Annotated in this window: 8 protein-coding genes; 1 reads left to right on the top strand and 7 read right to left on the bottom strand. The window is 53.5% G+C overall.

The annotated features are described in order from the left end of the window. Nucleotides 1-378: 378 nt before the first annotated feature. From hslU to ACI4N7_RS06245, 3 genes are all read right to left on the bottom strand, one after another. Nucleotides 379-1734: an ATP-dependent protease ATPase subunit HslU gene (gene hslU / locus ACI4N7_RS06255; RefSeq protein ID WP_439732495.1), complete on the bottom strand. Its 1356-nt coding sequence runs from the start codon at nucleotides 1732-1734 to the stop codon at nucleotides 379-381. Further along, nucleotides 1734-2264, bottom strand: coding sequence for an ATP-dependent protease subunit HslV (gene hslV, locus ACI4N7_RS06250; RefSeq protein WP_439732494.1), 531 nt, complete (start codon nucleotides 2262-2264; stop codon nucleotides 1734-1736). The genes hslU and hslV overlap by 1 nt, the downstream gene beginning before the upstream one ends. A 72-nt stretch (nucleotides 2265-2336) precedes the next feature. Further along, entirely contained in the window at nucleotides 2337-2549 is a 213-nt protein-coding gene (locus tag ACI4N7_RS06245) for a hypothetical protein (RefSeq protein ID WP_439732493.1), read from the bottom strand. 62 nt (nucleotides 2550-2611) lie between these two features. Between ACI4N7_RS06245 and ACI4N7_RS06240 the strand changes: the two genes are divergently transcribed. Next, on the top strand, nucleotides 2612-3082 hold the full coding sequence (locus ACI4N7_RS06240; protein ID WP_439732492.1) for a PaaI family thioesterase: 471 nt from the start codon (nucleotides 2612-2614) through the stop codon (nucleotides 3080-3082). A gap of 114 nt (nucleotides 3083-3196) precedes the next feature. Here the strand turns inward: ACI4N7_RS06240 and ACI4N7_RS06235 are convergent, their stop codons facing one another. From ACI4N7_RS06235 to murB, 4 genes are all read right to left on the bottom strand, one after another. Then, complete coding sequence (locus tag ACI4N7_RS06235; protein WP_439732491.1) at nucleotides 3197-4480, bottom strand: O-acetylhomoserine aminocarboxypropyltransferase/cysteine synthase family protein; 1284 nt, start codon at nucleotides 4478-4480, stop codon at nucleotides 3197-3199. 548 nt (nucleotides 4481-5028) lie between these two features. Continuing rightward, a complete protein-coding gene (locus tag ACI4N7_RS06230) occupies nucleotides 5029-5673 on the bottom strand; it encodes a phosphoribosylanthranilate isomerase (RefSeq protein ID WP_439732490.1) in 645 nt (214 codons plus the stop codon). Between the two features lie 31 nt (nucleotides 5674-5704). Further along, a complete protein-coding gene (locus ACI4N7_RS06225; protein WP_439732489.1) occupies nucleotides 5705-6538 on the bottom strand; it encodes a hypothetical protein in 834 nt (277 codons plus the stop codon). Between the two features lie 90 nt (nucleotides 6539-6628). Beyond that, nucleotides 6629-7537, bottom strand: coding sequence for a UDP-N-acetylmuramate dehydrogenase (gene murB, locus ACI4N7_RS06220; RefSeq protein WP_439732488.1), 909 nt, complete (start codon nucleotides 7535-7537; stop codon nucleotides 6629-6631). Between the last annotated feature and the right edge of the window lie 583 nt (nucleotides 7538-8120).

Below are 8120 nucleotides of genomic sequence, written 5' to 3'. Positions count from 1 at the left end.
GTTGAGGGCTGAACAGCCCTGCCTCCCACTGTCATTCTGAACGAAGTGAAGAATCTTGGTACGTGACATGAATGAGACAATTGCTGATAAATATAAGTCGGCGGGGCGCCTGCGGCGCGACCGGGATCGAGATCGGTGTTGGGATAGCTGGCAACTAGCCGCCAGCTGCTAGTTCACCAGCTGCCCTCCTTTTCCCGTCATTTCGAGCGAAGTCGAGAAATCTCTCGGCTGACTGCCTCAGAATGACCCATGAGACAAAGAGGGAATCCCGTATCGTTCTGCTGACTGTTAATTGCTGACTGCCATCGCCCCTCTAAAATACACAAAAAAAGCCGGCGGCTTTCTGCCGCTGGCTTTTTGCACCATCCTTCCGATTTCTCAGAGGATATAGTGAGAAATATCTATATTTTCTGTAATCTTTCCCAGTTTCTTATGGACGTAATCGCTGTCCACCACCACTTCTTTTTCTTCCATGTCCGGTGCTTCGAAGGAAAGGTCTTCCAGCACCTTTTCCAGAATGGTATAGAGTCTTCTGGCACCGATGTCTTCGGTTTCGGAATTGACTTCGGAAGCGATTTCCGCAATGGCATCGAGACCGTCTTCGGAGAAGGAAACATGGAGTCCTTCTGTTTCCAGAAGGGCGGTATACTGGCGGACCAGGGCCTGCCGGGGTTCGGTGAGGATCTTGCGGAGGTCTTCCCGGCTCAGGCTGGAAAGTTCCACCCGGATGGGGAAGCGTCCCTGCAGTTCAGGAATGAGGTCGCTGGGCCGGGACACGTGGAAGGCGCCGGCTGCCATGAACAGGATGTGGTCTGTTTTCACCTGGCCGTACTTGGTCTTCACGGTAGCTCCTTCCACGATAGGAAGGATATCCCGCTGCACCCCTTCCCGGGATACGTCGGGGCCGCCGGAGGATCCGGTTCTTCCGGCAATCTTATCGATTTCATCGATGAAGATAATGCCCTTTTCTTCGGCGTAGCGGATGGCCTTTTCCTTCACCACTTCCATGTCCACCATTTCATCGGCCGCTTCTTCTGCCAGGATTTTTCTGGCTGCCCGGACGGTGACTTTTTTCTTCTTCATCCGTTTCGGCATCATGTTGGTGATCATCAGGGAAATCTGGTTGGCCTGTTCGTTGTCCGACTGGGGCGCACCGCCCTTGTCTTCCACCTTGATTTCAATGACCCGGTCATCCAGTTCTCCCCGGCGGATTCGTTCCACCAGTTCCTGCCGGCGCTCTTTTTCTCCTGCATCCTGAGGCGTTTCCTGCTTCTTTTCACCGAAAATGATATCCATGGGGCTTCTGGTTTCCTGCTTCTTGGAAGGCCACATGATTTCCGCAATCCGCTTCAGGGCTTCTTCTTCCGCATCCCTGCCGTGAAGGGCGGATTCCTCTTTCTTCACCAGCCGCACCGCTTCTTCCACCAGGTCCCGCACCATGGATTCCACGTCCCGTCCTACATAGCCCACTTCCGTGTACTTGGTGGCTTCCACCTTCACAAAGGGAGCATGGGTAAGGGATGCGATCCGCCGGGCGATTTCCGTCTTGCCTACGCCGGTGGGTCCGATGAGAAGGATATTCTTCGGGCTGATTTCCTTGGCAATATCTGCCGGCAGCCGTCCTGCCCGCCAGCGGTTTCTCAAAGCCACGGCCACCGCCCTTTTGGCTTCTTCCTGTCCGATAATGTATTGATCCAGATATTCTACAATCTTACGGGGTGTTAATTCTTCCATCAGATTTCCTCCACAATGACGTTATGATTGGTGTACACGCAGATATCCGCTGCAATATGAAGCGATTTTTCTGCAATTTCCCGGGCGGAAAGCTCCGTATTCTGGGCCAGCGCCCGCGCTGCTGCCAGGGCATAGTTGCCGCCGCTTCCGATGGCCAGGATGCCGTCGTCAGGCTCAATTACTTCCCCGCTGCCGGAAACGAGAAACAGGTGCTCTCCGTCTGTGAGAATCAAAAGGGCTTCCAGCTTCTGCAGCACCCGGTCGCTTCTCCAGTCCTTGGCAAATTCCACGGCTGCCCGCACCAGGTTGCCGTTGGCATCCTTCAGCTTGGCTTCAAATTTGTCGAAAAGGGAAAAGGCGTCGGCCACAGAGCCGGCGAACCCTGCAATAATCTTTCCATGATAGAGCCTGCGCACCTTGCGGGCCGTATTTTTCATAATCACCGCATTTCCCATGGTTACCTGTCCATCACCGGCCATGGCTGTATGGCCGTCCTTCTTCACCGCTAATATGGTTGTCGCTGTAAACATAACTCCTCCTTCATTGCTGACTTATAAAAACACTGCCTTGCGGCAGCACTGTATTTCTATCTCTATTATACGTTACAGAGGAAACAATGGGTAGACCATGAGCCCTATCGGCGACATCCTGTCCGCCTGCCGCTGTTCTATGCAGCAGCGGTTTACGGTATCAATACTCACCGCCGCCTCAGGCGGCGATACCACCATTCTCCATTCTTCATTCCTTCCGCCCCTTCCCCGGCGAAGCCCTATCTTCATCCCCGGTCCTCTCTGCGTCCCATTTCCATCTTGCATTCTACCTCCATCCCAGTTATGATGAAAACTAACAGCAAACCAAAGCAAAGGATGGGACCACTATGATCAATAATAATATGAAACCGCTGAAGGATCCGGAGGAAATACGGCAGCATATCCGGGATATATACAAGAAGAACCGGTTCATGGAGGACTATTTCCACATCCATATTGATGAAATCCACTGCGGCAGCGTCACTGTCAGCCTGAAGACGGATCCGATGAAGCACAACAACCACCGGGGCCGCCTCCACGGCGGCGTCCTGGCCGCCCTGGCCGATTCCGTCACCGGCGTCACCAGTGCCTCTGTAGGCGCTTCCGTAGTCACTGTAGCCATGACCATGAACTTCATCCGCACCGCCAAACCGGGAGAAACGATCCGAGTCACCAGCCACATCACCCACAACGGCCACTCCACCATCGTCATCGCCGCTGAAATGTTTGATGAAGAAAACAACCTCATGTCCGATATCCTGGCCACCATGATGGTGGTGGACCGTTTCACTGAAATTCCTCGCCACTGGAATGGCTGAAATCAAGACGCATAACCGCCCCTGTTTCCAATGAAAAACTCTCCCCGCTGCGGGGAGAGTTTTTTGATTGGTGCCGCCTCATGCCTGAGTGCCGCCCTTTATGGATTATTATGATCAGATTTTAGCCAGAGCCTGTTCTGCATCTTCAAGCAGGTCATCAATATTTTCAATGCCTACGGAAATACGGACGGTGCCGGGGGTAATGCCGGCGGCTCTCTGGGCTTCTTCATCCAGCTGCTGGTGGGTTGTGGAAGCCGGATGCACTACCAGGGACTTGGAGTCCCCTACATTGGCCAGGTCGGAGAAGATTTCCAGGTTGTCGATGAAGTTTCTGGCTGCCTTGAAGCCGTCCTTCAGTTCGATGGAGAAAATGGAGCCGGCGCCTTTGGGCAGATATTTCAGCTGCAGCTTATGGTAGGGGGAGGATTCCAGGCCCGGATAGTTGACCTTTGCCACCTTCGGGTGCTTTTCAAGGAATTCCGCCAGCTTCTGGGCGTTGGACACATGACGTTCTACCCGGAGAGACAGGGTTTCCAGTCCCTGGATGAAGAACCAGGCGGAAATAGGAGAAATGGCTGCGCCGGTATCACGGAGCACCTTGGCCCGGATGCGGGTGACGAAGCCGGCTCCCGGTACGTCAGTGGCAAAGTTGATGCCGTGGTAGGAAGCGTCGGGGGTGGCAAAGTGAGGATATCTTTCCGGCTGGTTCCAGTCGAACTGACCGTTTTCCACAATGGCGCCGCCCAGGGTGGTGCCGTGGCCGCCGATAAATTTGGTGGTGGAGTGAATGACTACATCCAGGCCGTGTTCCAGCGGACGGAAGAGGTATGGAGTAGCGAAGGTGTTATCAATGAGCACGGGCAGATGATGGGCATGGGCAATGTCGCGGATGGCGTCAAAGTCCGGAATATTGATGGCCGGGTTGCCCAGAGTTTCGATGTATACAGCCTTGGTCTTTTCGGTAATGGCTGCTTCGATTTCTTCCGGATGGTCCGGATTCACAAAGCGGGTATGGATGCCCAGCTGCGGCAGGGTATCGGTGAACAGTTCATAGGTGCCGCCGTAGAGGGTGGATGCGGAAACGATTTCATCGCCGGCGCCGGCAATGTTCAGAATGGAGTAGGTTACTGCCGCAGCGCCGCTGGCAACTGCCAGACCTGCGGTGCCTCCTTCCAGAGCTGCCAGTCTCTTTTCGAGCACATCCTGGGTGGGATTGGTGAGACGGCCGTAAATGAAGCCCGGTTTCCGGAGGGCAAAGAGATCTTCCCCTTCCTGGGCGTCATGGAATACATAGGATGTAGTCTGGTAAATGGGAACGGCTCTGGCTCCGGTGGTGGGATCCGGTACCTGTCCTGCATGCTGCTGAAGTGTTTCGAAACGATATTTCTTGTCTGCCATAATGAATTCCTCCGTTGATTTTTTAATCGTATGTATCGTATATTCGGTATGCTTATCTTACAGAATGATACATTCGACATCGCATTCCTGCCATATCCTATTCCTCCTCTTGGTTTTTACAGGAACAAAGTTTCAGGAAAGAAGATTTCCTGTCCGGCCCTGCCGGAAGGATGCGTTCATGCACCCCTGCGCTGTAACGGGCGTCTCCCGGATATGTACACACGATGTCTCCTCAGAAGGACGGTTTGAGAAATAAAAAAACTCCCGTCCTTTACCAGGACGAGAGACTCGTGTTTCCACCTAATATTCCTGCCTGTGTCTCCACAGACAGCTCATGAAGTACTTGGCCATGCCGCATACCCGCACTCTGTATCGGGAGTTCCCGGGAAGGCCTACTCATTCCTTCGGCCCGCCAAACTCAGAAATGCACTTCAAGGCCTTATCCATATCCGCTTTCACTCTCCGGACTCGCTTGGCTGTATTCAGACCCCTACTCTTTTCTTCCTTGTTTGAAGTTGCATTCACTTTATCATGCAGATAGAAATTTGTCAAGAAGAAATATGCTGCTCCGTTGATGATTCCCGGTCCGCTTCTTCCACTGCTTCTATGAATGCCTTGATTTTCAGGGGATCCTTCCCCTTCCTGCCGTCATATTCCACACCGGAGGAAACGTCCACCATCCAGGGGTGAACCGTCTGAATGGCCTTCCCCACATTGGCCGGCGTCAGTCCCCCTGCCAGGATAAACTTCCGTCCTGCCGGTGGAATCTGTGACAGGCAGGACCAGTCGAAGGCTTTGCCGCTGCCCGGGCTGGCCGCATCGAAAAGATAGGCTTTAATCCGGGGGCTTTCCTCAAAAAGAGGCACCTTGTCCTTGATATTGACGGCCCGGATTATGGGAATCTTCCCTTCCGAAAGAATGTCTTCGGAAAGGGTGCCGTGCACCTGCAGGGCGTCAAATCCCGCTTCCTCCAGCGCCCTGGCTTCCTCCGGCGACGGAGATACGGTGACTGCAATCTTTTTGATGGACGGCGGCAGGGCCTTCATAATGGCCGCTGCCTGTTCCAGCGTAATATTTCTCCTGCTCTTCCGGCAGAACAGCACCATGCCTGCGCAGGCCACCCGGGAGGGCGGCAGGCAGGCCGCTTCCTCCGGCGATGTCAGTCCGCATATTTTAATTCTTGTCTTCAACATGCCCCTTCCTTTCTCTCCTGCTGCAGGCAGGCTACCATGCCACGCCGGTGGTAATATTGATCTTCATGGTTTCCACAGACATGCCGGTGGTATATTCGATTTCCTTCTGCACCCGATCCCGCATGGTGTGGATCACTTCCTTGATATGCTGCGGCGTGCCGGTGCGCACGGTCACATCCAGATAGAGCACCAGCCCGTTCACCTGGCTTTCGCTTTTCCGGCTCTTCACGTGGCGGATCTTGATTTTTTTCAGGTTCCGCACTGCATAGGTCACCAGGTCCTCTATGACCCGGTCTGAAAAGGTGAGCTTTCCGTAATAGCTGAATACAGGACGGACCACCGATCTTTCATTCCATTCGCTGAACCGTTTGGGCTCTTTTTTCCGATTGCGCAGGAAACGGAGGGGATCCACCATGTACCCCTTGAAATAGGGCTTCAACTCCATGGTAGGCACCGGAATGACATGCTTGCCTTCCTTATGCCTGGCTTCGCTGGCCTTCAGCATATCCTCCGGCCTGGCCACATCCTCGATGCGGATATATTTGGAAGGCATGGGCAGCTGGAGCGCCTTGGCTATGGTGACCACCATGCGGTCCGAGGTGCCCAGGATAAGCACTCTTTTGGGATGAATCTTCTGCAGAGCCGCCTGCACTTCCGCTCTCTGCTCCGGATCCCAGAAAATGGCGCGTCTCACTGCCTTCAGCCGGCTTTCTTCCCGCTTGGCCGATTTCCCTGCCACGATACGGCTGTGATAAATGAGGATGCCGTCATCAATGATGCAGGACGCCTTGTTCTCATAGGCAATCACCAGGGCCCTGTCGCTTTTTCCCGTGCCCGGCGGCCCGTAAAATCCTATCACTTCCATAGCCTGTCTCCTTTCCTGCTGTTTTTTTCATTATACCATGTTCCCGGAACAAAAAGAAAAGGGCCGGTTTCCCAGCCCCGTCATTCCGGTTTATTCTTCTCCCACGATCTGCACTTCGGTGTGAAGATCCACGCCGTATTCGCTCTTCACCCGCTTCTGCACTTCATGAATCAGCCGCAGCATATCGTCGCAGCTGGCATGGCCGTTATTGATCAGGAAACCGGCATGCTTTTCGCTGACTGCCGCATCGCCTACGGAAAAGCCCTTCAGCCCCAGCTCCTCAATCATCTGGCCCACAAAATGGCCGTCAGGCCTCTTAAAGGTGCTTCCGGCGCTCCGCTTCTCCAAAGGCTGCTTCGTCCTTCTGCGGTTGTTCAGATCATCCATTAAAGCCTTGATATCCTTCTTGTTTCCCGGCTTCAGGGAAAGGGTAATATCCACAATCACTTCCCCGTTCTCCATGAAAAGGCTGTGCCGGTAGGAGTAGCGGATATCCCTGCTGTTGTAGGAAATGAGATCTCCCTTCTTGTCGCAGGTGGTGGCGGAAACAATGATTTTCGCCATTTCCCCGCCGTAGGCGCCGGCATTCATATAGGCCGCCCCGCCGATGGTGCCGGGAATGCCGCTGGCAAACTCCATGCCCGAAAGGCCTCTCTCATAGGCCGCCTGGGCTGTCTGGGCCGTAGAAACGCCGCTGGAAACCTTCAGCAGATTGCCGGACTGCTCAATTTTATGCAGCCGTCCTGTGAAAATGACAACGCCGCGGATGCCCTTATCCCGAACCAGAAGATTGGCGCCGCCGCCTAACACAAAAACAGGCATGCCATATTTATACGCCAGCCTGTTAATGATACAAAGCTCTTCTGCTGTCCGGGGAATCAGAAAACAGTCCGCCGGACCGCCGATGCCAAAGGTGGTATGACGGCTCATGGGTTCATCAAGCTTGATCTGGTTTTCACCAAGAACCGTGGTAAAAATCTGCATATATGTATTATTCATAGATCTCTCTTTTCCATTGATATAGTCACTTCTACTATTATAAATTTCACTGACAAGGCAGTCAATGGAAATTCTGAAATACTTTGGCAGACAGCAGATTATAGAGAGGGTTCAAAGGGTTCAAAGGGTTCAGAGGGTGTAGTATCGCCGCTTTGCGGCGATGAAATTTTATAGTCAGGGTCACGTGCTATCCATACTGCCGGACGCATCATTCTGAGCGAAAGCGAAGAATCGCCGGTTGACCAACCCAAAGGAAAGCCCTCATATGGGCAGGCTAAGGGCCAACTTTGGTCGACTCGCGCATTCCATGCAGAATGCGCGCAGTACATGGCGTTAGTGACACAAGAGCCTGTAAATACCAGTCAGCGGGAAGGCAGCGGCTAAAGCCTCAAATTTAAGCCTCCTTTTTCGGTCATGTTGTCGCCGTCAAACGATGAAGAATTTAGTTTTTTTCTGGAATTTTCCAGACCTGTCCTCAGCCCTGTCATGCAGATTCTGACGATCGGGCGGCAAAAGGAAAGCGCCTTTATGGGCAGGCCAGGCGCCTTGCTTCGCCCAGCTTGGCAATCCTATACAGGATTGC

Origin of the sequence: Dialister sp., assembly GCF_051885895.1 — a bacterium.
Taxonomy (GTDB): domain Bacteria; phylum Bacillota; class Negativicutes; order Veillonellales; family Dialisteraceae; genus Dialister.
The sequence above is the reverse complement of the archived record's forward strand: the minus strand, read 5'-3'. Positions and strand labels throughout refer to the sequence as shown.